This window comes from Cellulomonas sp. Root485, assembly GCF_001426705.1.
Lineage (GTDB): Bacteria > Actinomycetota > Actinomycetes > Actinomycetales > Cellulomonadaceae > Cellulomonas.
On the sequence record NZ_LMFC01000001.1, the window covers coordinates 99,407 to 121,855 of the forward strand.

Below are 22,449 nucleotides of genomic sequence, written 5' to 3' on the forward strand. Positions count from 1 at the left end.
GTGAGGCGAGGCGGTGTTCCGGCTGGGTACCGGGACGCCGCCTCGCCGCGCCGGCGCGACGGGGGGCGCGCTACGGGGCGACGATCGCCCACCCGTGCGGTGCGACGTCGGACCGTCCGCGCGTGTCGTCATCGGCCGCGAGCACCTCGCCGCCCGGCCGGGCGAACGGCTCGTCGCCCAGGTTCAGCGCCACGAGCAGCGCGTCGTCCCCGTCGCGCACCTCGTACACGAACGTGGTGTTGGTGAGCTCGACCTGCGTGGTCCGCGCCCGGTGCAGCCACGGGTGGCGACGGCGCAGCCCGATCAGCTCCTGGTGGACCCGCAGGACGTGGTCGTCGCCGTCGCCGGGACCGTCGGGAGCGAGCTCGGGCCGGACGGCGTCGTCGCCACCCTCCCGCTCCTCCTTGACCCCGGTGAACCCGAGCTCGTCGCCCGCGTAGACCGTCGGGGTGCCGCCCACGGTGCACAGCACCACGACCGCGTGCGCCCGGTGGCGAGGGTCCTCGATGGTGCTCGCGATGCGCGTGGTGTCGTGGTTGCCGACGAACGTCTGCGGCGCGAACGACTCCAGGAACTCGTCGTGGCGCGTCAGCGACCAGGCCAGCTCCCACAGGTTGGCGTCGCTGATGGAGCTCCAGATCGCCTTCCACAGCTCGTACTGCGTGACCGAGTCGACCGTCGAGTCCTGCACGAACGCGGGGTAGTCGCCGTGGATGACCTCCGCGACGAACCACGCGTCCGGGTGCTCGGCACGCACGCGGGGGAGGACCTGCGCCCAGAACGCCGTCGGCACCGCGTACGCCGCATCGAGTCGCCACCCGTCCGCACCGCGGTCAAGCCAGTGGTTCATGACGCGGACCACGTAGTCCACGACCGACGGGTGCCCGTGGTCCAGGGTGACCAGCGCGTCGTGCCCCTCGAAGCCGACGAACCCGCCGGCGTCGTCGCGCAGCAGCCAGACCTCGTCGTCGGACCGGCCCTCGATCGCGTCGACCGAGCGCCGGGCGATCGCCGAGTCTCGGCCCACGTGGTTGAACACCCCGTCGAGCACGACCTTCAGGCCACGGCCGTGTGCCTCCGCGACGAGGTCGTCGAGGTCGTCGTCGTCGCCGAGACGCGGGTCGATGCGCAGGTGGTCCACGGTGTCGTAGCCGTGCGTGGTCGACGCGAACACCGGACCGAGCAGGATGCCCGAGGCGCCGAGCGTGACGACGTGGTCGAGCCACGCGACGAGGCGACGAAGTCGGTGCTCCTCGGGACCGGGCGGTTCGCCCGGGAACGCGCCGACGGCCCCGAGCGGGTAGACGTGCCACCAGATCGCGTGTCGGACCCAGTCGGGCTCGGTCATCTGCTCCCTCGTCCCCGTCGTAGCTCGTCGTCGAGCGTAGGCCGTGGCGGTGCCGACCGCAGTGCCCGTGCCGCCGGACGTGGCGGTGCCCCTTGCAGGGCTCGTGCCGTCGGAGTGGCGGTCGACCCGCCTCCGGCTCGCCGAGCGCCTCGTGCGGCAGGCTCATCCCTGCCGGTGCCCGGTGCGCACCTCGCGTGCTCTCGCCCCGGATAGGGTCGGGCCATCGCGCCGGACCTGCGTCCCGGCACCCCACTCGGCTGGAGGAACCGATGACCGTCGCGCGGTCCGTGGTGCTCTTCGCCGCCGCCGCGGTGCTCGAGATCGCCGGTGCGTGGCTGATCTGGCAGGGCGTGCGGGAGCACCGGGGCTGGGCGTGGATCGGTGCCGGCGTCATCGCGCTCGGCGTGTACGGGTTCGTCGCGACCCTGCAGCCCGATGCCCACTTCGGCCGCATCCTCGCCGCGTACGGCGGTGTGTTCGTCGTCGGGTCGCTGGCCTGGGGGATGGTCGCCGACGACTTCGTCCCCGACCGCTGGGACATCATCGGCGCCCTGGTCTGCATGGTCGGCGTCGCCCTGATCATGTACGGGCCGAGGCCCTCGGGCAGCTGACCTCGCGTCAGGAGGTCTCCTCCGGTGGCCCGAGGTGCGGGTACCGGCGCCGCAGTACCGGCGGTGCCGCCCACCACCACGACTCCGCGAGGTGTGCCCGCAGCGTCTCGGCGTCCACCACGTCCATCGTGATCAGCACCAGGTTGGTGCCCGCGTGATGGTCGGTGGTCGAGTAGAGCGCTGGCTCCTGCTCCACCAGGGCGAGCCGCTCGCCGTCGTCCTCGACCCGGACCGTGAGCCGGTCCTCGTCCCACAGGCGGGCCACCAGGTTCCGGTGGAACCACGCCGGCTGCCCCCAGCTCTGCCTCTCGGTGACCTCGGGCAGCGCGAGCGCCGAGCGCCGGGCGTCCTCCAGGTTCATCCGCCCATCCTGTCGGAGGGGACCGACACCGAGCCATCGAGGCCCCCTGCCACCGCTCCGGCCGTCTAAACCTTTCGGCGGTGACCTGCGTTGACGGTCCTCCGTGCGCGTCCTAACGTCTGACGTCGCACGTCATACCTTTGCGGATTCTCCATGGCGGACATCGACGTCCGCCCCCGGAACCATCGACGTAGGCCGACCCTGAGGGCGGCACAAGGAGTAGCCATGTTGAGACTCAGATCCGTGGCCGGCGCGGTCGCGGTCGTGACGCTCGTCGTGCTGGGCATGATCAGCGGCGGCCCCAGCGGCAGCGTCACGGCCGCGTCGGCGGCACCGACCGCCGGATGCGGCAAGGCGCCGACGCTGACCAGCGGGACGAAGACGATCCAGAGCGGCGGCCAGAACCGCACCTACATCCTGCGCGTGCCCGAGAACTACGACCCCAACCGCCCGTACCGGCTCGTCTTCGGGTTCCACTGGAACGGCGGCTCCGCCAACGACGTCGACTCCGGCGGGACGAGCGGGTACCCCTGGTCGTACTACGGGATCCGCGCCCTGTCGAACAACAGCGCGATCTTCGTCGCACCGCAGGGCCTCAACGCCGGCTGGGCCAACACCAACAACCGGGACCTGACGTTCGTCGACGACATGGTCCGGACGATCCAGAACGGCCTGTGCGTCGACACCACGCAGCTCTTCGCCATGGGCTTCAGCTACGGCGGCGGCATGAGCTACTCCATCGCGTGCAGCCGGGCGTCGGTCTTCCGGGCCGTCGCGGTCTACGCCGGTGGCCAGCTCAGCGGGTGCAGCGGCGGCACCGAACCGATCGCCTACATCGGCATCCACGGCCTGCGGGACAACGTGCTCAACATCTCGCAGGGCCGAGCGCTGCGTGACCGGTTCGTGCGGAACAACGGCTGCACGCCTCAGAACCCGCGCGAGCCCGCGGCGGGCAGCCTGACGCACGTCGTCACGGCCTACTCCGGCTGCCGTGCCGGGTACCCCGTGGTGTGGGGAGCCTTCGACGGCCCGCACGCCCCCAACGCCGTCGACGGGACCGCCGACGGCTACGCCCCGGGTGAGAAGTCGTGGACGCGGCAGGTGGTGTGGGACTTCTTCGCGCAGTTCCAGTCCGGGCCGCAGCCGACACCGACACCGACGCCGACCCCGACGGGCGGGACGCAGCAGAACGTCACGATCGTCGGCGGACAGTCCAACCGGTGCGTGGACGTCCCGGGCGCGGTGACCACCAACGGCACGCAGACCACCCTGTGGGACTGCAACGGCCGGACCAACCAGCGCTGGACGTACACCTCGGGCAAGCAGCTGACCGTGTACGGCAACAAGTGCCTCGACGCGTCCGGCCGCGGCACCGCCAACGGCACCGCCGCGATCATCTGGGACTGCAACGGTCAGAACAACCAGCAGTGGAACGTCAACTCCAACGGCACGATCACCAGCGTGCTGTCGGGGCTGTGCCTGGACGCCTCCGCCCTCGGCACCGCCAACGGCACGAAGCTCCAGCTCTGGTCCTGCACCGGAGCCGCCAACCAGCAGTGGAGCCTGCGCGTCTGAGCACGCCCGGCTAGGGCACAGCTCGGGGGTCGAGGCAGACAAGCCTCGACCCCCGGACTGTGGCGTGAGCCCGTTCGCCACCACGCTCGTCCCCCCCGCGATCGCGAGCCCTCTGTGGGGACAGCCAGGACCTTGCACGTCGTCGCCACCTCGTCGCCCGACAGACCTACCGTGAACACTCCGGCGCCACGGCGGCGTACGCCACGATGGGCAGAATCACTCAGGGCGTCAGGGCGTCAGGGCGTCAGGGCGTCAGGGCGCCAGGGCGTCAGGCGTCAGGCGTCAGGTCGCTCGTCAGAAGGGTGGGTCGCCGAGGTCGCCCAGGCCGGGCGGCGGGGGTGGTCGGTGCTCGAAGGCGTCCGGGGTGGTGTGGATGCGTTCGGGTTGGCGGGCGTAGGTCAGGCCGTGGCGATCTGTCCAGGTCGACACTCCGGTCATGGGGTCCCAGGTCACCTTCCACCACCGCCTGGTCTTAGCCTGGTGATGGTGCTTGCACAAGGCGTGCAGGTTCTCCAGAGAGGTCGGGGATGGTCCACCCGGTCGTGCGTCGGCTCCGTCCCCAGGGGGTGCGTCGGCGGGCCGGCCCGGAGCTCGGGCGTGGTCGTAGGGCTCGCGATGGTCGATCTCGCACCGTGCAGCGGGTTGGCGGCAGCCGGGGAACGTGCACGTGCGGTCGCGCGCGGCCACCGTGCGAGTCAGGTCGGCGCCGGGGCGGTAGGTGGCGGTGCTGAGGTGGGCGGCCTGTCCGGTGGGGTCGGTCACGATGCGGCGCCAGGTGGCGTCCTGGGCGAGCTCGCGGGCGACCTGGGCAGGGATGGGGCCGTAGGAGCCGAGGGTCGCGGGGTGGTCGTCCAGGCCGAGCAGGGTGGTGGCGGCGACCGTGACCTGGATGCTGGCGCGTTGTCCGTGCCGCCGAGGCAGAGGGGTGCCGTCGGGCGTCGTCTGCCGGTCCAGGATGCTGGTGAAGATGTCGGTGAACGCGTCGGCACGGCGCTGGTCCACGGTGCGGTCGTCACCGTCCACTGCGGCGTGCCCGGCGAGGGCGTCGATCGCGGTGAACGCGGCAGTGGCGTGCTCGGCGGGCAGATAGGCGACCAGGCGGGCCATCGCGTCAGGCGCCAGGACCAGCTCGACCGAGCGCCTGCTTCGTTCGGCCACGCGGCGTCTCTCGGCGACGTGCGGGCCTGTCGCAATCACTGCTGCGCGCACGTGCCGGGTGAGCTGCGGAGCGGTCAGGTCCCCGGCGCGGGCCACGGCGTCGGTGATCACCGCGCCGACGGCATCCGGGGCGGCGTGCACGGTCTCGGCGAGGATGACGTCGACCTTGCGCGCGTCGACGGCGCCTCTGGCCCACGCGTCCGTCAGCGAGGGGTGCTGCCCGGCGCCCCAGGCGCGCAGGAACAGGTCGGTCGCGGCGCGCCGGGTGCACGCCAGGGCGCAGGCGACCTCGTCGGGGACCCGAGCGAGGGCGTCGGTGGTGCGAGCCTCGATCTCGCGGATCACCTCGGCCTGCGCGGCCTGGGCCATGTTCAGGACCTGCTGCCACGCCGAGACCATGTTCACCAGGGCCACGTCCGAGACGTCCGCGACCGGCACCGTGGACAGCATCGAGGCCAGCGCACCGATCTCGACGGCTGGGATCGGGAACGCGGGAACCTCCCGGAGATTCACGACGCGCGAGGCTGCCGCCTGCGCGCCGCCCGGTGAGGCCGCGACGCCGGCGAGATCGCACGCGAGATCCGTGGCGTCGAGTCGGTCCTCGAGCACTGCTGTCACCGCCGCCACCGCCGATCTCGTCCGGAGAGTTCACCCGTTCGGGCATAGAACAACTGTACGATCGACCACTGACATTCGCCGCTGACCTGCACAAACGCGAACAGCACCGGAGGGCGGCGCGGAAGCGACTCGTACACTTGTTCGATGGCTCGGGAGATCGATTGGTCGAAGTGGCAGCGGACGCCACGCGGCTGGGTGCGGGTGCCCCCGAGCGGCTGCCCCGCCGGTCATCGGTGGACGACGAGCGGGCCGGGCCGGCCGTCGGAGCGGTTCGTCACGTGCGGGTGCACCGTCGACCGGCACCACACGCTCTGGGTCTGCCCGACGTGCGGGATGCACTGCGCGGAGGGGTGCACGGACACCGAGCTCTGGGCGGGCACCACGGTGTCGTCGGGGATCATCGGCAGCCGCCGCGGCCTGGTGTGAGCGAGCTGGGCGGGGGGTTCCGAGCGCATGAGGGTGGGGTGCGGGCAGCAGGCTTCGAGCGCGAGAGGCGCGCAGGACGATGCGGGGCCTCCGTGCGGTGCGTCGCGGGATAGTGGATGGCATGGGTCCGCGGGGCATCGTCGTGATGGGCGTCGCGCTGCTCTGTGCGGCCTGCGTGTCCTGTGCGTCGTCGCAGGCGAGCCGCGCCCCGACGGCCGCGCCGGCGACGGTGACACCCAGCTCGGCACCGGTGACGGCCCCGGCGGTGGCGGACGTCGCGGATGCGCCGGTGGTCGTCGTGCCGCCGCCGGACTTCACGTCCACGATCTCGGAGATCACCCCGGACCTGGCAACCCGCATGGAGCCGTCGTGGCGCCCGGGGTGCCCGGTCCCGCTGGAGGACCTCCGCTACGTCACGGTCACCCACCGCGACTTCGACGGGGAGAAGGCGCAGGGCGAGCTGGTGGTGCACGCGGATGCGGCGGAGGACATGGTGACGGTGTTCCGGGCGCTGTTCGACGCGGGCTACCCGGTCCGGTCGATGCGGCTGGTCGACGACTTCGGAGCCAGTGACGACGCCTCGATGGACGCGGACAACACGTCGGCGTTCAACTGCCGGGCGATCACGGGCGGCACGGGCTGGTCGGAGCATGCGTACGGGCGGGCGATCGACGTCAACCCGGTGGAGAACCCGTACGTGTCCGGCTCGTCGGTGGGGCCGAGCGCCGGGCGGGCGTTCGTGAGCCGTCCCGACCGCCCGGGCGTGATCCACGACGGCGACGAGGTGGTCCGGGCGTTCGCCGCGGTGGGGTGGCTCTGGGGTGGCGACTGGGACTCCCCGGTCGACTACCAGCACTTCTCGCCGTCGGGCCGGTGAGGGCGCCCCTCAGCCGAGCCGCGCGTCGACCTCCGCCATGCGTCGCTCGGCGACGATCCGCACGGTCTCGGCGCTGAGCGGCGACCCGGCGTCGAACTGCAGGGTCGCCCCGGAGATCTTCCCCTCGTCGAGCACGTCGGCAAGCGCCTTCGCCAGCGGTGGGCTCATCAGGTGCAGGCTGCAGTGGGTCCGCGCGACGGACAGGGCGACGAGCCCGGTGCCGCGGTATCGGATGGTCGGCACCTGGTAGGAGATGACCTGCTCGGCGTCGGGGACGACGTCGAGCAGCCGGTCGCGCACCAGGCGCAGGGCAGCTCCCTGCTCGGGCGGGACAGCATCGAGGTACTCGTCGACCGTGCTGGCCGGGTAGCCCTCGCGCACCATGGCTCCTCCTACGGGTGGGTTCGAACGGTGACCTCGACGAAGTCGTCGACCCGCATCACGCGCAGACCGGTGCGGATGACAGCAGGCACGAGCCGGGCGCCGTCGTCCCCGTGCAGCCGGACGGGTGTGCTGAGGACGAGCACGCGTCCTCGTCGCACCATCCGCGCCCCGCCCGCGGCCTCGAGGTTCCGCAGCCACTGGACCTGCGTGCCGTAGGTCAGCGCGATGACGAGACCTCGTGGCGTGGTGAACGCGAAGACGGGGGTGCGGTACCGGCGACCGCTGCTGCGCCCGACGTGGTGGAGGGTCGCCATGGGCCAGACCCGGTCGGAGATCGTCCCCAGCAACGGGTTCGTCACCCGGCGGTTGACCCGCGTGACCCAGAGCGGGATCGGCATGACCTCGACGGTAGTGCGCAGGGTAGGGGGACCGCACGGGGTGAGCGAGCCCAGGGGCGGTCTGGACACCCGTGGTCTCGCCCAGCGGACCCGGAGTTGCACGCACCTCGCGGGCATGAGCACGGTGGAGGCGTCCGATCGAGCCGCCCGCGAGGGTGGCGCCACCGGCAACCGAGAGGAGAGCCTCGTGCTCACCCTGACCGACACCGCCCGTACCGCCGTCCACACGCTCACGACGAAGGCCGGCCTTCCCGACGAGACCGGGGGCCTGCGGATCGCGCAGCAGGAGGCCGGCGGCTTCGCGCTGGCGCTCGTCCCGGAGCCGTTCCCCGGCGACGACGTCGTGACCGACGGGTCGACCCGCGTGTACGTCGACCCTGAGGCGTCCGTGACCCTGGCGGACCAGCGCCTGGACGTCGAGCCCGCCGCCGACGGCACGATGTTCACGCTCGGCCCGCAGCAGTAAGCCCGCCAGAGCGGCAAGCGCGCCGCGCGACAGAACGACGGCGAGGACCCCTCCCCCTCCGAGGTCCTCGCCGTCGTCGTGCGTGCAGCAACACCGATGGCCCGACGCGAGCGCGTCGGGCCATCGGGTCTGTCAGTGGTCAGGCGCCGCCGAGCAGCTGCTCGAACGACGGCACCGCGTCGTAGAGGCCCACGGGCGCGGACGGCTCCCGGTCGGCGACCATCTCGGCGAGCTCGCGCCCGGCGCGACGGATGCGCTGGGGGAGCGGGTTGACGTCGTCGCCGCCACCGTCGGCCCAGTCGTCGGTTGCCGCGAACACGGCCGTCCCGGCGACGTCGGCCCGCAGGTACGCGAACAGCGGCCGCAGCGCGTACTCGAGCGCCAGCGAGTGCCGGCCGGTGCCACCGGTCGCGCCGACGAGCACAGGCCGCCCGACGAGGGCGTCCTTGTCGAGGATGTCGACGAACGACTTGAACAGCCCCGAGTACGACGCGGAGAAGATCGGCGTGACGGCGATGACGCCGTCGGCGGCCGCGACCTTCTCGAGGACGTCCTTGAGCGGGCCGGAGGCGAAGCCGGAGAGGGTCATGTTGACCACCTCGTGGGCGGTGTCGCGCAGCTCGACGTGCTCGACGTTCGCGGTGATGCCGCGAGCGGCGAGCTCGGTGACGGTCGCGTCGGCGAGGCGGTCGGCCAGCAGACGCGTCGACGAGGGCTGGGACAGCCCGGCCGAGATGACGACGATGGAGCGGGTGCTCATCGTGAAGCCTTTCCCCAACATCAAGAAGAGAGCGTGTCTTCGGCCCGGAGGCCCGTGAAGGTGTCCTCGGCGACGACCTGCTCGTGCACCGTACCCGCGGCGAGGGCGGCCGCGACACGGGAGGCGTGCGACGGCGGGTCCGCCGGCACGTGCGCGGGACGCGCGGACTCGGCCTCGGCGCGCAGCACCGGGACGACCTCGGTCGCGAGGATGTCGATCTGCTCCAGCACGGTCTTCAGCGGGAGTCCCGCGTGGTCCATGAGGAACATCTGGCGCTGGTAGTGCCCGACCTGCTCGCGGAACTTCCCGTAGCGGTCGATGACCTGCTGGGGGCTGCCCACGGTCAGCGGGGTGTCGCGCATGAAGTCCTCCATCGCCGGACCGTGCCCGTAGACGGGCGCGTTGTCGAAGTACGGCCGGAACTGCGTGACCGCGTCCTGCGAGTTCTTGTTCATGAACACCTGCCCGCCGAGCCCGACGATCGCCTGGTCGGCCTGGCCGTGCCCGTGGTGCTCGTAGCGCTGGCGGTAGAAGTTGACCATCTGCGCGGCGTGCTCGAGCGGCCAGAAGATCGCGTTGTGCAGGAAGCCGTCGCCGTAGAACGCGGCCTGCTCGGCGATCTCGGGGCTGCGGATCGAGCCGTGCCACACGAACGGCGGGACGCCGTCGAGCGGCCGCGGGGTCGACGTGAAGCCCTGCAGCGGGGTGCGGAACTTGCCCTGCCAGTCCACGACGTCCTCCTCCCAGAGGCGGCGGAGCAGCGCGTAGTTCTCGATGGCCAGCGGGATGCCCTGGCGGATGTCCTGGCCGAACCACGGGTAGACGGGACCGGTGTTGCCGCGGCCCATCATGAGGTCCATGCGGCCGTCGGAGATGACCTGGAGCATCGCGTACTCCTCGGCCAGTCGCACCGGGTCGTTGGTGGTGATCAGCGTCGTCGCGGTCGACAGGATGATGTTCTTCGTCGTGCCCGCGAGGTAGCCGAGCATGGTGGTGGGCGACGAGGGGACGAACGGCGGGTTGTGGTGCTCGCCGGTCGCGAAGACGTCCAGCCCCGCCTCGTCGGCGTGCTGGGCGATGGTGAGCATCGCGCGCACGCGCTCCGTGTCGTCCGGCGTCCGGCCGGTGGTCGGATCGGTGGTGACGTCGCCGACGGTGAAGATCCCGAACTGCATCTCGCGCCTCGCTAAGGGAATGAGGTCCATGCGTTTGCATGTACTTGCCGCTCAACAGGGCCACTCCCTCACCTATTCCCACGCCCGCAACCAGGCGCCTGTCCAGGTCCGGGTCCTGCGAGGCCATGAGCCAGCCCTGATGAGCCGTCGCCCGGGGCGACCTATAGCGTGGGTGCCACACCGGCCGGCTGGGGAGGGCGACTCGGGGTGAGCGAACAGATCAGGGTGCTGGTCGTCGAGGACGACGCCGACACCGCGCAGTACGTCCGTACGGTGCTGGAGCGCCGGGGCGGCATGCACGTGACCGTGGCGCACGAGCCGATGTCGGCCTTGGCCGAGGTCGCGGCGAACACGTTCGACGTCGTGCTGACGGACATCCAGATGCCCGGGATGAGCGGGCTCGACCTGCTGGGGGAGCTGCGCTCCCGCGCGGCCGGCACGCCCGTGGCCGTCATGACGGCCTTCGCGAGCGTGGACTACGCCGTCGAGGCGCTGCGTCGCGACGCCGACGAGTTCCTGGTCAAGCCCGTCGCCGCCGCGACCCTGCTGGAACGCATCACCGCGCTCGCGGTCGAGGGTCGCGCCAAGCGCGCCGCCGAGGGCGCCACCGAGACGGTGCTGGCCGTGGGGGCGCACCCCGACGACGTCGAGATCGGGGTCGGCGCGACGCTCGCGTCCCACCGCGCGGTCGGTGACACCGTCGTCATCCTCACCCTGTCCAGTGGGGCGATCGGGGGCGAGGTCCAGCTCCGCCGGCACGAGGCGCTCGCCGCCGCCGGCATCATCGGGGCCCGCCTGTACCTGCACGACTTCGAGGACACGCGGCTCGACCCCGCGGGTGGCCTGATCACGACGATCGAGGAGCTCATCCGCGAGGTCGAGCCGACCGTCGTCTACACGCACAGCGAGCACGACCGGCACCAGGACCACCGCGCGGTCCGGCAGGCCGTCGACGTCGCCGCCCGCCGCGTCCCGTCCCTCGCGTGCTTCCAGAGCCCGTCATCGACCATCGACTTCCGGCCCACGCGCTTCGTCCCGGTGGACGGGTTCATGGAGGCCAAGCTGCAGATGCTCGCCGCCTTCGAGTCCCAGGCCCACCGCGACTACATGGAGCCGGACCTCGTGCGCGCCACGGCCCGCTACTGGTCCCGGTTCGGCGGCGGGCAGCAGTACGCCGAGCCGCTGGAGATGGTGCGCGCCGCCGCGATGCTCAGCACCAAGGCGAAGGCGGCCGGGGTCGCGGCCGCCGTCGCGTCGGACGTCGACGAGCACGGAGGTCACGCATGAGGGTCCTGGTCACGGGTGCCGGAGGCCCCGCAGGGGTCGCGGTCATCCGGTCGCTGCTGCGCCGCGGCGACGTCGAGGTGCTCGCCGCCGACATGGACCGCTGGGCCAGCGCCCTCTACCTGGTGGACGCCGGGAGGCGGCACCTGGTGCCCGCCGGGCGGGCCGAGAGCTTCGTCGACGTCGTGCGCGGGATCTGCCGCGACGAGCGCGTCGACGTCCTGTTCCCGACGGTCGACGTCGAGCTGCCCAAGCTCGCCGCCGCGCGCGACGCGCTGCTGGCCGACGGCACGATCCTGGCGTCCCCGGCCTTGCACACGCTCGAGACGTGCCTGGACAAGCTCGCGCTCGCGGCCGCGTGCGCGCGCACCGTGCGGGTGCCGCGCACCGAGCTGCTGGGCACCCCGCAGGCGGTCTCCGGCTGGGACTTCCCGATCATCGTCAAGCCCCGTCGCGGCGCCGGCTCCCGCGGCGTCCGGCTGGTCGGCACGCAGGCCGAGCTCGACGCCGTGCACGACGCCGACGAGGACCTGCTGGTCCAGGAGCTCCTGCCCGGCGACGAGTACTCGGTCGACGTCCTGGCCGGCCTCGACGGCCGGGTGATCGCCGCGGTGCCGCGTGCCCGCCTGCGGGTGGACTCCGGGGTCGCGGTCGCCGGGGTGACCGTGCACGACGACGAGCTGATCGAGACCGCCTCGGCGGTGGCGCGCGCGATCGGCCTCACCACGGTCGCCAACGTGCAGCTCAAGCGCGACGCCGAGGGCCGGCCCGCGCTCCTCGAGGTCAACCCGAGGTTCCCGGGGGCCATGCCGCTGACCATCGCGGCGGGGGTGGACATGCCGTCCCTGACGCTCGACGCCGTGCTCGGCCGGCCCGTGCCGGACCACGTCGACTTCCAGGAGATCGCGAACGTGCGGTACCTGGAGGACGTCTTCCTCCCGATCGCCGACGTGCTGCCCGCGCCATGACGCCGAGATCGGCCCTCCTCGCCGGCGACCACCACGTCCACTCGACGTTCTCCGACGACGCCGTCAGCACCCCTGCCGAGAACCTCGCGGCCGCGCAGTCCGCGGGTCTGCGCGAGGTCCGCATGGTCGACCACGTCCGCGTGTCCACCACGTACGTGCCGGAGTTCCTCGCGACGGTCCGTGCGCTGCCGACCGTCGAGGGCCTCACCGTGCTCACCGGGGTCGAGGCGAAGATCCTCGACGCGTCCGGCGCGGTCGACGCACCGCCCGAGGTGCTCGCCGCGCTCGGCACGCCGCGCGGCCCCGACCGGGTCCTGCTCGCCGACCACCAGGTCCCCGGCACGGACGGTCCGTGGAGCCCGCGGTCGACACGGCAGCGGATCGAGGCGGGCCTCGACGCGGCCGACGTGGTCGAGATGCTGGTCACCGCCACGATCCGCGCGATGCACGCCGTCGGCCGCGCACAGCTGGCGCACCCGTTCTCGGTCCTGCCGAAGATCGGGCTGACCGAGGACGCCGTGCCGGACGAGCTTCTCGACGCGCTCGCCGACGCGGCGGTCGCGACCGGCACCCCCGTCGAGGTCAACGAGAAGTGGCACTGCCCCGGCCCGCGGGTCGCGGGTCGCCTGCGCGCGGCGGGGGTGCTGCTGGTGGCGTCCACCGACGCGCACGAGGCCGCCGACGTCGGGGTGTACGACTGGGTGCACGGATGAGCGAGGTCGGTCGGGACGTCCTCGTCGCGATCCTCGTCGCCCTCGTCGGCATCGGCGCGATCCCGGTGCTCGCCGGGCTCTACCAGTACCTGCTCGTCCCCGTGCACGCCTTCCGCAACCACCTGCGCGACGCCGCGCCGCACCTGCCGCGCGTCGTGGTCATCGTCCCCGCCTGGAACGAGGGCGCCGTGCTGGCGGCCTCCCTGGACCGGCTGATGGGCCTGGAGTACCCGCCGGACCGGCTCAAGGTGTTCGTGGTGGACGACGCCAGCACCGACGACACCCCCGACGTGGTCCGCGCCAAGGCCGCCCAGTACGACGACCGCATCGTGCACCTGCGCCGCGAGCAGGGTGGGCAGGGCAAGGCGCACACCCTGAACCACGGCATCCGGTACGCCCTGTCCGACGAGTGGATGGAGGCGCTGCTCATCATGGACGCCGACGTCATCTACCGGCCGGACTCCCTGCGCCGCATGGCCCGGCACCTCGCCGACGAGCGGGTCGGGGCCGTCACTGCCTTCATCCGCGAGGGCAGCGGCCGGCCGGGCAGCGTCGCGCGCTTCATCGGCTACGAGTACGTGACCGCGCAGGCCGCGGCCCGGCGCGCGCAGAACATCATGGGTGCGATGGCCTGCCTGGCGGGCGGTGCGCAGCTGCACTCGCGCGAGAACCTCGAGGCGGTGGGCGGCCAGGTGGACACCTCCACGCTCGCCGAGGACACCTACACCACCTTCCTCACGCAGCTGAACGGGCGCCGCGTGGTGTTCGAGCCGGGCGCCGTCGTGCTCGCCGAGGAGCCGGACTCGGTGACCGCGCTGTGGAAGCAGCGGGTGCGCTGGGCGCGCGGGAACGTGCAGATCACACGGAACTTCCGGCGCGTCTGGTTCCGGCCGTCCCGGACGCACCACCTGGGCAACCTCGACTTCGGGATCATCTGGTTCGCGATCTACCTGCTGCCCGTCGCGATGGGGTTCGCGGCCGTGGGCCTGGTCGGCCTGTACTTCGTCGCGGAGCTGACCGCGACGCAGGTGTTCCAGGGCTTCTGGTGGGTCGCGGTGACCGCGTACGTGTTCATCACCGCTGCGACCCTGCTGCTCGACCGGGAGACCGCACGCCGCTCCTGGCTGCAGGGCCTGCTGTTCCCGGGGATCGGGGCGCTCGTCGTGATGAGCGCCGCCTGGTTCCCGAACCTGTGGGAGGTGCGCCTGCCCAGCCTGCTCGGGCTCGAGATGTCGCCGACGGGCCGCATGGTCTGGACCCTGACGCTCTACTCGTGGTCGGTGCTCGCGATGGCGCTGGCCTGGGTGGTGAAGCTGCTGGAGCGGACCCGTGCGGTGCGGTGGCTCGCCACGCCGCTGCTCTACGTGGTGGGCTTCGGTCCAGTGCTGTGCGCGATCACGCTGGACGCGTACGTCAAGCAGGCGCGGGGGGCGAGCGCGGTGTGGGACAAGACGGAGAAGACGGGACGGGTGATGGGATGAGCAGCTCGCACCGGGCGGCCCCGGGCGACGACGCCCGCTGGTGGGCGACCCTGTCGCCCGACGCCCTGCAGGACGAGATCCGGTCCAACCGGCGCTCGGAGCGACGCCTGCTGGTGGTCGTCGCCCTGGTCTCGCTGGCGATCACGGTCGCGGCGCTCCTGCTGCACGGCGGTGCGGCGTGACCCCCCGCGTGCTGGTCGTCGACGACGAGCCCGACGAGCTCGCCCTGATCACCCGGCACGTGCGCCGCCTCGGCCACGACGTGGTGCCCGCGAAGAGCGCCGAGGAGGCGCTGGCCACCCCGGAGCTCGACACCGTGGACGTCGCGATCGTGGACCTGCGGCTGCCGGGCATGGGCGGCTGGGAGCTCATCGAGGTCCTGCGCGTCCGCCGGCCGGACCTGCCCGTGGTGGTGACGTCCGTCCTCGACGCCGACGACTACCCGCACGTCGAGGCCTGGCTGCCGAAGCCGTTCTCCGGCGACGGCGTGCAGGCGGCGCTCGCCCGGGCCCTGGGCGAGGCGCCGTGAGCCGTCCATGACAGAGCTCTGGTCGAACGAGCGTGCCGACCTCATCACCATGGGGTCGCGCTACCTGCGCCGGCTGGCCCGCCACCTCGGGCCGGACGGCGGCGTGGTCGAGCGCCAGCTGCCGTTCGTCGGGGTGTACCTGGTCGCGCTGCTCACCCTTCTGATCCCCGGCGTCCAGGTCGCGAGCCAGGCCGACGTGGTGATCGCCACGCTGCTCACCGTCGGCCAGCTGGTGGCGGCACGCTACCTGCCGTGGGCGCGGTGGCCGGAGGGCCGGCAGGACATCCTGCCGATGATCCAGCTGCTCGCCGTGGCGTTCCTGCGCACGGGTACCGGCGGACCCGGCTCGGCGTACACCACGCTGGTGTTCTTCCCGGTGATCACCCTGGCGTCGCAGCGCGACCGGCGGGGGATCGTGCTGGCGGCGCTCGGCGTGGCCGGGGTGGTCCTCTCGCCCGTCCTGCTCACGTCCACGGTCACGCTCACGGTGGACACCGGTGTCCGCACCCTGTTCGTCACCCTCGTCGCGGTGGTCGTCGCCGCCACGGTCCACGAGATCACGGCACGCCTGCGGGCCCGCAGCAACGCGCTCCTGTCGCTGCAGATGGACCAGGCGGTGCTGCTCGACCGCGCCCGCGCCGATGCCCTCTCGCTGGCCCGCGTGGCCGACCAGCGCCGCGCCGCCCGCGACGCGCTGGTCTCCGTGATCGACTCCGCGACCGAGCAGGCCATCATCGCGACGGACGCCACCGGCATGGTCGAGGTGTTCAACGCCGGCGCGGAACGGCTGCTCGGGTACGGGCAGGGCGAGGTGGTCGGCCGTATGCGCCTGACCGACTTCCACGACAAGGCGGAGCTCGAGGCCCGCCGGACGCTGCTCTTCGCCGACGACTCCCCGGTCGACAACCCGCAGGCGCTCGTCGACGCGCTCGTCGCGCCCGCCCTGGCCGGTCGACCGGAGGTCCGCGACTGGACCTACGTCGCCCGCGACGGCGCACGCATGACCGTCCGGCTCGCCGTGACGCGCCGGTCCGAGTCGGACGGCACCACGACCGGGTACGTGGTCGTCGCCACCGACGTGACCTCCGAGCGCGAGGCGGCGCGCCTCCAGGACGAGTTCGTCAGCCTGGTCAGCCACGAGCTGCGGACCCCGCTGACCTCGGTGCTGGGCTACCTCGAGCTGCTCACCGACGGCACCGACCCGCTGACCGACGAGCAGCGTGAGTACCTCACGGTGATCGAGCGCAACGCCCGCCGGCAGCTGCGGCTGGTGGGGGACCTGCTGCTCAGCGCGCAGGTGGACGCCGGACGGTTCTCGATCGCACCGCACCGCATCGACGTGGCCGACATCGTGCGCGCGTCGGTCGAGGCTGCGACCCCGGTGGCCGACGCCGCGGGTGTCCGGCTCGAGGCGTCGGCCGTCGCGACCCCGCTGGACGGCGACCCGGTGCGGCTCGCGCAGGCCGTCGACAACCTGGTGTCGAACGCGATCAAGTTCACGCCCTCGGGTGGCACGGTCCGGGTCGGCGTGACGCCGAACGCGTCCGCCGGAGCGGACGTCGTCGTGGCGGACACCGGCATCGGCATCCCGCCCGACGAGCTGTCCCAGCTGACCACCCGGTTCTTCCGGGCGTCGACGGCCACCCGCCGCGCCATCCCCGGGGTGGGCCTGGGGCTGTCGATCACCAAGGCGGTCGTCGACGCGCACGGCGGGTCGCTCGCGATCACGAGCGCGCTCGGCGAGGGCACCACGTTCACGATCACGCTCCCGCCGACCCCGCCGGGCTGACCCGGCCGCCCTGCCGGAGGTACTCCCCGGTAACTTCGGACATCCCGGGATGTATCAGACGGGGTGACCCGCGTCCCCTCCTGCCCGTGCGCCGACGACGGCGCAGGACAGGACGACGAAGGACACCCCTCATGACCATCCTCAGCTCCCCGATCGGCGCGGACTACCGTCCCGCCACCACCGCAGCCGTCTCGGTGCTCGCGAACGCCGGCGTCCCCGTGCACCTCCCGGGCACCGAGGCGTACCGCGCCCTCACCGGCACCAGCAACCTGACCAAGGCGATCCAGCCGGTCGCCGTCGTCCCCGTGCGCGACGCCGCGGACATCGGCCGCACGGTGCGCGTCGCGGCCGCGGCGGGGCTGCGGGTCGGCGTGCAGAGCACCGGGCACGGCGCGACGGAGACCATGCAGGACGCGATCCTCGTGAGCACCGCAGCCCTCGACGAGCTCACGGTGCACGCCGACGAGCGCTGGGCCCGCATCGGTGCGGGCGTGCGGTGGGCGGCGGTCCTCGAGGCGTGCGCCCCGCACGGGCTCGCCGCTCTGGCCGGCTCCTCACCGGACGTCGGCGTCGTCGGCTACCTGACCGGGGGCGGGCTCGGCCCGGTGGCCCGGACCCACGGGCTCGCGTCCGACACCGTCCGCGCCTTCGACGTGGTCACCGGCGACGGCGTCGCGCGTCGTGTCACCGCGACGGACCACCCGGAGCTGTTCTGGGGCCTGCGCGGCGGCAAGGGCACGCTCGGCATCGTCACCGCCGTCGAGATCGACCTGGTCGAGCAGGCGGAGCTCTACGCGGGCGCCCTCTGGTTCGCCGGTGCCGACGCCGCCGCCGTGGTCCGCACGTGGAGCCGGTGGTGCGACGTGCTACCCGAGGAGGGCACCACGTCGATCGCCGTCATGCGTCTGCCCGACCTGGACGTGTTCCCCGAGCCGCTGCGTGGCACGACCACGGTCTCCGTGCGGTTCGCGTGGACGGGCGACCCGGCCACCGGCGAGGAGATGATCCGCGCGATCCGCTCAGTCGCGACGCCGCTGATCGACACCGTGCAGGTCATGCCCTACGCGGCGCTCGGCGCCGTGCACTCCGACCCCGTCGACCCGATGCCGCTGCACGAGCACCACAGCCTGCTCGACGCGTTCCCCCTGGAGGCCGCGGACCGCCTGCTCGAGCTCGTGGGCCCCGGCGCGCAGACCGCGCAGGCGATGGTGGAGGTCCGCCAGCTCGGTGGCAAGGTCCTCGACGACGGCGGGGTGCCCAGCGCGTTCCCGTACCGGGACGCGGCGTTCTCGCTCTTCACGATCGGCGTGATGATCCCGGAGATCGCGCAGGTGGTCACCCGGGACACCGCACGCGTGCACGACGGGTTCGCCGCCTGGGCGCGCGACGGCGGTCTGCCCAACTTCACCGACTCCGCGGGTCCGCTGTGGGCGGAGCGGGTGTATACGCCGGCCGTGGCGCGACGCCTGCAGACGTTGTCGATGGTGTACGACCCCGACGCGGTCCTGCTCGCCGCCCGCGGCGTCCGGTCCTGACCGGCGACGGGCCGGTCCCGCACGGGGCCGGCCCTCGTCCTACGGCTGCTCGGGTGGCACGAAGAACGTGATCGACACCTCGGCGGTGTCGGTGAACTGCGCGGACGTCGACCCGACGAGCGGGCTCAGCAGCGCCGCCACGGCGAACGCGACCGCGACCCCCAGCCGCACCAGGCCTTTGCGCTCCACGGTCAGGAACGTGCGCCGGCGGACGTCCGGGTCGCCAGGCTCAGTCGAGGAGGAGCTCATCGACCCTCCTGTCTGCGCTGTCCGTCCGGGCGACGGGGCGATCGCGGCGTTCGCGGCGGGCATCCCCCATCGCGAGCAGCTCGAGCGTAGCGAGCGCGAGCAGCGGAGGCACGAGCATCACCGCGCGTCCCTGCGGGGAGCCCGCCCACTGCAGCACCCAGCCCCAGCCCTTGTGCACGGCCAGCTGGACCCCGCGGATGCGGCCGATCGGCGTCGCGTTCGCGTCGGCGTCCTGGTTGGCGTCGCCCTTGGTCACCACGTAGGACTTGGTCAGCGGCTCCCCGTTGGCGTCGCGCTTCGGCACCATGTTGCCGGTCGCCTCGTCCTGCCGGAGGTCGGGCAGCTTGCGCAGCGCCACGATCCGGTGCGTGACCAGCTCGTCGGAGCCCATCGGCCAGAACGAGATGATCTGGCCGACCTTGAGGTCGGACTCGTCGGAGATCGCCCGCAGCACCACAGCGTCGCCTGCGTCGAACTTCGGCGCCATCGAGCCCGACGTCACGATGAGGATCCGCTGCTGGTGGGCCTGGAACCACAGCGGGACGGCCAGTGACGTCGCGTACGCCGCACCGCAGACGACGACGACGGTCCACAGCGCGACGCCGACGAGCCGGCGCCACGTGGGCTTCGGGGCACGAGAACGCCGCCGACCGATCACGCGCGGCGCGCGTCGGTCGACCGCTGGGGCGTCTCGTCGCCCGTCCGACCAGGAGGGCATCAGATCAGTCGTTGTTGGCTGTCTGCTCGGCGTGGAAGGTCACGGCAAGGTCCACCCCGGTGTTCTGGTAGTCGTTGCCTGCCGTGTCGGGGAAGTCGACGCGGAAGCAGAGCCACTCGCTCGAGTCCTCCACCGTGAGGTCACGGTCGCCGCTGTCCGCGCCCTGGGCGGTGTCGCCCACCAGGCTCGTGGACGCGCTCGGCCACGGCGTCGCCGGCGCGGCGTTGAGCGCCACCGGGGTGGCGCCGAGGGCGGCTGCCGAGCAGCCCAGCTCGTCGGCGATGCTGTACACGTTGAGCACGAGCACGTCGCGCAGGTCACCGGGCGTGGTCACCGGAGGGTCCAGCACCGGGTCGGTGCCCGGGTCCGCCGCCGGCTCGGCCGAGTAGTAGATCGAGTACCGCAGCGCGAGCGAACCATTGTTGTTGATCTGCAGCGGGACGAACGTCGAGTCGCCGGGTGCCAGGTTCTGCGGCGAGAACGTGAAGGGCACGGTCTGGCCGATCGCCAGGTCGACGGTGCCGCTCTCGATGGTGGCGGACGTCGCGTCGTTGTCGGTGAAGATGGCCGACGTCGTCAGCGTCGTGGCGCCGACGGCCGCGAGACCGACGATCGCCACCGTGGTCCACAGCCGCCGTCGTCGCGGTGCGTCGTGGTGCACGGGCGCCGGGTCGATCATCTCTTGCAGCAGGTCGTCCATCATGGTGGGAACCCCCTAGGTGGTAAAAGAGTGTTATCGGCATCCCCGCGCCCGACTTGAGCCGAACGCACGATACTCACCCGTTCGAGTCGTCCGTGCCAGGTGACCTCGGAGGACGTGCGTGGCGTGTCGCCGCGGGACGCGTCCCGGCGACCGCCACACCGCCGCGGCCGGCACCCCGGTCCCGCCGCGGTCGCGGCACGGACGGGGTGAGCCTCAGGTCGTCCGCGGGGACGGCCTGCGAGTAGAGGAACCCCTGCGCCTGGTCGACCCCGAGCCGGCGCAGGATGACGGCGGTGGGCTCGTCCTCGACGCCCTCGGCGACCACCCGCAGGTCGAAGGAGTGCGCGAGGTCGACCATGGCCTGCACGACGACCTCGGACCCCTCGCGGCCGTCGACGCCGAGGTCGGAGACGAACAGCCGGTCGATCTTCAGCTCGTCCACGGGCAGGTCCCGCAGCTGGGAGATCGACGTGTTCCCGATGCCGAAGTCGTCGATGGCGACGCGGATCCCCAGGGCGCCGAGCCGCTCCAGGACCGGCACCACCCGGGACGGGTCGGCGACCAGCGCGGTCTCCGTGATCTCGACCTCGAGCAGGTCCGCCGGCACCGTGTGCTCCTCCAGGAGCGACTCGATGAGGTCGACGACGGCCAGGGTCGTGACGTCGTGGGCGGACAGGTTCACCGCCACGGGCGTCGCGCGTCCCTCGGCACGCCAAGCCGCGAGCTGCGTGACGCACTCGGTGAGGGCGTACCGCGTGACGTCGTGGATGAGCCCCGACTGCTCGGCGAGGGGGATGAACGTGGTCGGCGGCAGCACCCCGCGCGTGGGGTGCACCCAGCGCATCAGCGCCTCGAGGCCCACGGTCCGCCCGGTCTTCAGCTCGATCTTCGGCTGGTAGTGCATCCGCAGCTCGCGAGGAGCGCCCGGCGCCGGGGTCAGCGCGCGGTGCAGGTCGCCCAGCAGGACCAGGCGCGCGGGCGACGAGTCGTCCTCGTCGGCCGAGTACACCGAGACGCCGGTGCGGTGGTGCTTCGCCGCGTACATCGCCACGTCCGCGGTACGCATGAGCGACGACGGGTCCGACGCGTGGTCGGGCAGGCACGCGACGCCCACCGAGGTGTCCACGTGCAGCGGCAGCTCGCCGAGCATGAACGGCGGGACGAACAGCCCGCGCACGCGTCGGGCCAGCCGCTCGGCGTTCGCGACGGAGCGCACGTCGGGCAGGAGGATCGCGAACTCGTCGCCACCGAGGCGCGCGACGACGTCGTCGTCCCGCAGCGCACCGCGCAGGCGTTCCGCGACCTGCTCCAGGAGCTCGTCGCCACGGTCGTGGCCGAGCGAGTCGTTGATGTCCTTGAACCGGTCGATGTCCAGGAGCATGAGCCCGACGCGAGACCCGGTCTCCTCCGCCTCCAGGATGGTGCGGCGCATCCGCTCCGCGAGCATGCGCCGGTTGGGCAGCCCCGTGAGCGAGTCGAGGAGCGCGAGGCGGGCGTTCTCGAGGGCCGTGGCCTGCAACCGGCGGGACGCCGTCCACACCGTCCGGAACAGCACCATCCAGAGGGCGAGCAGGCCGATCGCCACGACGAGCGCCAGCGTGCGGACCGCGTCGGCGAGCGCGGCTCCGGCGGCGGTGTGGTCGAGCATCACCTCGGCGGCGCCGATCACGTCGGAGTCCTCGCGCGCCGGGTCGGGATCGACCACGTCGCCGGCCTGCACCGGCACGTACACGTCGAGGACGGGCCGCTCGGTACCGCCCTCGTCGCCGGCGTCGGCACCCCGGACGTCCGTGATCACGCGCGCGCTCGGCTCGCCGCCCGTGGTGACGAGGTCGAGCCGGTCCCCGTCGGGGAACCCGGTCTCGGTCTGGTCGGCCGAGCTGTAGATGAGCGAGCCGTCGAGCGCCCAGAGCCGCAGCTCGACCAGCCGGTCGCCGAACCCGGAGGTCGCCTTCTCGACGGCGTCCTTCTGGGCCTGGTCCAGGTTGTCCGGCAGCACGAAGGAGTCGGTCGGCACGGTCGCCGTGGCGTACGTCGTGACGGTCTCGGCGGTCGCGATCCCGTCGCGCACCGACTGCTGGCTCATGACGCTCCACGTCACCCAGACCAAGGCGCAACCGAGCACGAGCATGGCGACGCTGCTGATGACAGCGAACGACCGCGTCAGCGGCCAGCGTCGACGGACGGCTCTTGGCACGTGGACCTCACGAGCTGGGGCGAGCGCGGCTCGGAAGGGGGCCGTGCTGAGCCGAGAGTATGCGGAAGTGGCGCCGCGCAGCGACACGCCAGGTCAGAGCGACGCCCCGGCGCGTCGGGAACGTCC

The 22,449-nt window shown here is 72.5% G+C and carries 24 protein-coding genes; 13 read left to right on the top strand and 11 right to left on the bottom strand.

Translation table 11 applies throughout. The features are described 5' to 3' along the window. Window positions 1-70: 70 nt before the first annotated feature. On the bottom strand, window positions 71-1,348 hold the full coding sequence (locus ASD16_RS00490; protein WP_055911705.1) for an alpha-amylase family glycosyl hydrolase: 1,278 nt from the start codon (window positions 1,346-1,348) through the stop codon (window positions 71-73). Between the two features lie 269 nt (window positions 1,349-1,617). On the opposite strand from ASD16_RS00490, the gene ASD16_RS00495 reads away from it, so the two are divergent. Then, window positions 1,618-1,959: a YnfA family protein gene (locus tag ASD16_RS00495; RefSeq protein WP_055911707.1), complete on the top strand. Its 342-nt coding sequence runs from the start codon at window positions 1,618-1,620 to the stop codon at window positions 1,957-1,959. A 7-nt stretch (window positions 1,960-1,966) separates the two neighbouring features. On the opposite strand, the gene ASD16_RS00500 is transcribed toward ASD16_RS00495, so the two are convergent. After that, a complete protein-coding gene (locus ASD16_RS00500) occupies window positions 1,967-2,320 on the bottom strand; it encodes an MmcQ/YjbR family DNA-binding protein (protein WP_055911717.1) in 354 nt (117 codons plus the stop codon). Between the two features lie 225 nt (window positions 2,321-2,545). Here ASD16_RS00500 and ASD16_RS00505 point away from each other — a divergent pair, with 225 nt between their 5' ends. Beyond that, on the top strand, window positions 2,546-3,895 hold the full coding sequence (locus ASD16_RS00505) for a ricin-type beta-trefoil lectin domain protein (RefSeq protein ID WP_055911720.1): 1,350 nt from the start codon (window positions 2,546-2,548) through the stop codon (window positions 3,893-3,895). Between the two features lie 294 nt (window positions 3,896-4,189). Here the strand turns inward: ASD16_RS00505 and ASD16_RS00510 are convergent, their stop codons facing one another. Next, on the bottom strand, window positions 4,190-5,671 hold the full coding sequence (locus tag ASD16_RS00510; RefSeq protein ID WP_157453743.1) for an HNH endonuclease signature motif containing protein: 1,482 nt from the start codon (window positions 5,669-5,671) through the stop codon (window positions 4,190-4,192). Between the two features lie 144 nt (window positions 5,672-5,815). On the opposite strand from ASD16_RS00510, the gene ASD16_RS21625 reads away from it, so the two are divergent. Beyond that, window positions 5,816-6,097, top strand: coding sequence for a hypothetical protein (locus ASD16_RS21625; protein WP_157453744.1), 282 nt, complete (start codon window positions 5,816-5,818; stop codon window positions 6,095-6,097). A gap of 121 nt (window positions 6,098-6,218) precedes the next feature. Continuing rightward, the gene (locus ASD16_RS00520) at window positions 6,219-6,974 is read left to right on the top strand and encodes a M15 family metallopeptidase (protein ID WP_082570523.1); all 756 of its coding nucleotides are present in this window, start codon (window positions 6,219-6,221) and stop codon (window positions 6,972-6,974) included. A gap of 9 nt (window positions 6,975-6,983) precedes the next feature. On the opposite strand, the gene ASD16_RS00525 is transcribed toward ASD16_RS00520, so the two are convergent. Beyond that, window positions 6,984-7,358: an iron chaperone gene (locus ASD16_RS00525; protein WP_055911729.1), complete on the bottom strand. Its 375-nt coding sequence runs from the start codon at window positions 7,356-7,358 to the stop codon at window positions 6,984-6,986. A gap of 8 nt (window positions 7,359-7,366) precedes the next feature. Then, window positions 7,367-7,756 (bottom strand): nitroreductase family deazaflavin-dependent oxidoreductase, encoded by a 390-nt coding sequence (locus tag ASD16_RS21630; RefSeq protein ID WP_055911732.1) that lies wholly within the window; start codon window positions 7,754-7,756, stop codon window positions 7,367-7,369. A 115-nt stretch (window positions 7,757-7,871) separates the two neighbouring features. Here ASD16_RS21630 and ASD16_RS00535 point away from each other — a divergent pair, with 115 nt between their 5' ends. Further along, window positions 7,872-8,222 (top strand): adhesin, encoded by a 351-nt coding sequence (locus ASD16_RS00535; RefSeq protein WP_369817886.1) that lies wholly within the window; start codon window positions 7,872-7,874, stop codon window positions 8,220-8,222. 139 nt (window positions 8,223-8,361) lie between these two features. Here the strand turns inward: ASD16_RS00535 and ASD16_RS00540 are convergent, their stop codons facing one another. Next, window positions 8,362-8,982, bottom strand: a complete 621-nt coding sequence (locus ASD16_RS00540) for an FMN reductase (protein ID WP_055911735.1) — start codon at window positions 8,980-8,982, stop codon at window positions 8,362-8,364. A 20-nt stretch (window positions 8,983-9,002) separates the two neighbouring features. Then, window positions 9,003-10,157: an LLM class flavin-dependent oxidoreductase gene (locus tag ASD16_RS00545; RefSeq protein WP_055911738.1), complete on the bottom strand. Its 1,155-nt coding sequence runs from the start codon at window positions 10,155-10,157 to the stop codon at window positions 9,003-9,005. 207 nt (window positions 10,158-10,364) lie between these two features. Here ASD16_RS00545 and ASD16_RS00550 point away from each other — a divergent pair, with 207 nt between their 5' ends. The 8 genes from ASD16_RS00550 (at window position 10,365) to ASD16_RS00585 (ending at window position 18,456) form a co-directional block, all read left to right on the top strand. Next, window positions 10,365-11,444: a response regulator gene (locus tag ASD16_RS00550; protein WP_055911740.1), complete on the top strand. Its 1,080-nt coding sequence runs from the start codon at window positions 10,365-10,367 to the stop codon at window positions 11,442-11,444. After that, window positions 11,441-12,409 carry an ATP-grasp domain-containing protein gene (locus ASD16_RS00555; RefSeq protein WP_055911742.1) on the top strand — a complete coding sequence of 323 codons (969 nt, stop codon included), beginning with the start codon at window positions 11,441-11,443 and terminating at the stop codon, window positions 12,407-12,409. The genes ASD16_RS00550 and ASD16_RS00555 overlap by 4 nt, the downstream gene beginning before the upstream one ends. Further along, window positions 12,406-13,122: a PHP domain-containing protein gene (locus ASD16_RS00560; RefSeq protein WP_055911745.1), complete on the top strand. Its 717-nt coding sequence runs from the start codon at window positions 12,406-12,408 to the stop codon at window positions 13,120-13,122. The genes ASD16_RS00555 and ASD16_RS00560 overlap by 4 nt, the downstream gene beginning before the upstream one ends. Next, window positions 13,119-14,603, top strand: coding sequence for a glycosyltransferase family 2 protein (locus tag ASD16_RS00565; RefSeq protein ID WP_055911749.1), 1,485 nt, complete (start codon window positions 13,119-13,121; stop codon window positions 14,601-14,603). Before ASD16_RS00560 ends, ASD16_RS00565 begins: the two co-directional genes overlap by 4 nt. Further along, window positions 14,600-14,785, top strand: coding sequence for a hypothetical protein (locus tag ASD16_RS00570; RefSeq protein WP_055911753.1), 186 nt, complete (start codon window positions 14,600-14,602; stop codon window positions 14,783-14,785). Before ASD16_RS00565 ends, ASD16_RS00570 begins: the two co-directional genes overlap by 4 nt. Then, window positions 14,782-15,132, top strand: coding sequence for a response regulator (locus ASD16_RS00575; RefSeq protein WP_055911757.1), 351 nt, complete (start codon window positions 14,782-14,784; stop codon window positions 15,130-15,132). The genes ASD16_RS00570 and ASD16_RS00575 overlap by 4 nt, the downstream gene beginning before the upstream one ends. 7 nt (window positions 15,133-15,139) lie before the next feature. Continuing rightward, on the top strand, window positions 15,140-16,921 hold the full coding sequence (locus ASD16_RS00580; protein ID WP_055911759.1) for a cell wall metabolism sensor histidine kinase WalK: 1,782 nt from the start codon (window positions 15,140-15,142) through the stop codon (window positions 16,919-16,921). A 131-nt stretch (window positions 16,922-17,052) separates the two neighbouring features. After that, the gene (locus ASD16_RS00585) at window positions 17,053-18,456 is read left to right on the top strand and encodes an FAD-binding oxidoreductase (RefSeq protein ID WP_055911761.1); all 1,404 of its coding nucleotides are present in this window, start codon (window positions 17,053-17,055) and stop codon (window positions 18,454-18,456) included. Between the two features lie 39 nt (window positions 18,457-18,495). Here ASD16_RS00585 and ASD16_RS00590 read toward each other — a convergent pair whose 3' ends face one another. From ASD16_RS00590 to ASD16_RS00605, 4 genes are all read right to left on the bottom strand, one after another. Beyond that, window positions 18,496-18,705 carry a hypothetical protein gene (locus tag ASD16_RS00590; RefSeq protein WP_055911764.1) on the bottom strand — a complete coding sequence of 70 codons (210 nt, stop codon included), beginning with the start codon at window positions 18,703-18,705 and terminating at the stop codon, window positions 18,496-18,498. Beyond that, complete coding sequence (locus ASD16_RS00595) at window positions 18,686-19,423, bottom strand: signal peptidase I (RefSeq protein WP_082570524.1); 738 nt, start codon at window positions 19,421-19,423, stop codon at window positions 18,686-18,688. Before ASD16_RS00595 ends, ASD16_RS00590 begins: the two co-directional genes overlap by 20 nt. Window positions 19,424-19,427: 4 nt before the next feature. Then, the gene (locus ASD16_RS00600) at window positions 19,428-20,126 is read right to left on the bottom strand and encodes a TasA family protein (RefSeq protein WP_055911768.1); all 699 of its coding nucleotides are present in this window, start codon (window positions 20,124-20,126) and stop codon (window positions 19,428-19,430) included. Window positions 20,127-20,199: 73 nt separating this feature from the next. Next, entirely contained in the window at window positions 20,200-22,212 is a 2,013-nt protein-coding gene (locus tag ASD16_RS00605; protein ID WP_235523058.1) for a bifunctional diguanylate cyclase/phosphodiesterase, read from the bottom strand. Between the last annotated feature and the right edge of the window lie 237 nt (window positions 22,213-22,449).

Bases quoted from the DNA above. Each gene is read 5' to 3' on its own strand.
- ASD16_RS00565 (WP_055911749.1), top strand. From the start codon at position 13,119: ATGAGCGAGGTCGGTCGGGACGTCCTCGTCGCGATCCTCGTCGCCCTC.
- ASD16_RS00545 (WP_055911738.1), bottom strand. From the start codon at position 10,157: ATGCAGTTCGGGATCTTCACCGTCGGCGACGTCACCACCGATCCGACC.
- ASD16_RS00490 (WP_055911705.1), bottom strand. From the start codon at position 1,348: ATGACCGAGCCCGACTGGGTCCGACACGCGATCTGGTGGCACGTCTAC.
- ASD16_RS00600 (WP_055911768.1), bottom strand. From the start codon at position 20,126: ATGATGGACGACCTGCTGCAAGAGATGATCGACCCGGCGCCCGTGCAC.
- ASD16_RS00560 (WP_055911745.1), top strand. From the start codon at position 12,406: ATGACGCCGAGATCGGCCCTCCTCGCCGGCGACCACCACGTCCACTCG.
- ASD16_RS00505 (WP_055911720.1), top strand. From the start codon at position 2,546: ATGTTGAGACTCAGATCCGTGGCCGGCGCGGTCGCGGTCGTGACGCTC.
- ASD16_RS00590 (WP_055911764.1), bottom strand. From the start codon at position 18,705: ATGAGCTCCTCCTCGACTGAGCCTGGCGACCCGGACGTCCGCCGGCGC.
- ASD16_RS00605 (WP_235523058.1), bottom strand. From the start codon at position 22,212: ATGAGCCAGCAGTCGGTGCGCGACGGGATCGCGACCGCCGAGACCGTC.
- ASD16_RS21630 (WP_055911732.1), bottom strand. From the start codon at position 7,756: ATGCCGATCCCGCTCTGGGTCACGCGGGTCAACCGCCGGGTGACGAAC.
- ASD16_RS00520 (WP_082570523.1), top strand. From the start codon at position 6,219: ATGGGTCCGCGGGGCATCGTCGTGATGGGCGTCGCGCTGCTCTGTGCG.
- ASD16_RS00595 (WP_082570524.1), bottom strand. From the start codon at position 19,423: ATGCCCTCCTGGTCGGACGGGCGACGAGACGCCCCAGCGGTCGACCGA.
- ASD16_RS00540 (WP_055911735.1), bottom strand. From the start codon at position 8,982: ATGAGCACCCGCTCCATCGTCGTCATCTCGGCCGGGCTGTCCCAGCCC.
- ASD16_RS00580 (WP_055911759.1), top strand. From the start codon at position 15,140: ATGACAGAGCTCTGGTCGAACGAGCGTGCCGACCTCATCACCATGGGG.
- ASD16_RS00570 (WP_055911753.1), top strand. From the start codon at position 14,600: ATGAGCAGCTCGCACCGGGCGGCCCCGGGCGACGACGCCCGCTGGTGG.
- ASD16_RS21625 (WP_157453744.1), top strand. From the start codon at position 5,816: ATGGCTCGGGAGATCGATTGGTCGAAGTGGCAGCGGACGCCACGCGGC.
- ASD16_RS00495 (WP_055911707.1), top strand. From the start codon at position 1,618: ATGACCGTCGCGCGGTCCGTGGTGCTCTTCGCCGCCGCCGCGGTGCTC.
- ASD16_RS00555 (WP_055911742.1), top strand. From the start codon at position 11,441: ATGAGGGTCCTGGTCACGGGTGCCGGAGGCCCCGCAGGGGTCGCGGTC.
- ASD16_RS00535 (WP_369817886.1), top strand. From the start codon at position 7,872: ATGAGCACGGTGGAGGCGTCCGATCGAGCCGCCCGCGAGGGTGGCGCC.
- ASD16_RS00500 (WP_055911717.1), bottom strand. From the start codon at position 2,320: ATGAACCTGGAGGACGCCCGGCGCTCGGCGCTCGCGCTGCCCGAGGTC.
- ASD16_RS00525 (WP_055911729.1), bottom strand. From the start codon at position 7,358: ATGGTGCGCGAGGGCTACCCGGCCAGCACGGTCGACGAGTACCTCGAT.
- ASD16_RS00585 (WP_055911761.1), top strand. From the start codon at position 17,053: ATGACCATCCTCAGCTCCCCGATCGGCGCGGACTACCGTCCCGCCACC.